The organism is Staphylococcus petrasii, from assembly GCF_002902565.1.
GTDB classification, from domain to species: Bacteria; Bacillota; Bacilli; order Staphylococcales; family Staphylococcaceae; genus Staphylococcus; species Staphylococcus petrasii.
This window is the reverse complement of the sequence record NZ_PPRC01000115.1, coordinates 1-401: the sequence shown is the minus strand read 5'-3', so window position 1 is coordinate 401 and position 401 is coordinate 1. Positions and strand designations below refer to the sequence as shown.

Annotated in this window: 2 rRNA genes; both read left to right on the top strand. The window is 38.7% G+C overall.

Going from position 1 to position 401, the window contains the following annotated elements:
• A 5S ribosomal RNA gene (rrf, locus tag CD127_RS11685) occupies window positions 1-94 on the top strand; the annotation flags it as partial.
• Window positions 95-309: 215 nt separating this feature from the next.
• Window positions 310-401, top strand: a 16S ribosomal RNA gene (locus tag CD127_RS11680); the annotation flags it as partial.

Genomic DNA, 401 nt, shown 5'->3' with positions numbered 1-401 from the left:
GTCACACCTGTTCCCATGCCGAACACAGAAGTTAAGCTCCTTAGCGCCGATGGTAGTTGGATTTACGTTCCGCTAGAGTAGGACGTTGCCAGGCAACCACATTTGACCATTCGGTCTTTTTTGTGGCAAATATTACAAGAATTTTAAAAAAGTTGTTGACTTTTAATTCAATAGCGAGTATAATTAATTCTTGTGTTAAAGAAATGAACATTGAAAACTGAATGACAATATGTCAACGTTAATTCCAATAAATGTAACGATAAGTTACAAACACTATTTAGTTTTATGAGCTAATCAAACATCATAATTTTTATGGAGAGTTTGATCCTGGCTCAGGATGAACGCTGGCGGCGTGCCTAATACATGCAAGTCGAGCGAACAGACGAGGAGCTTGCTCCTCT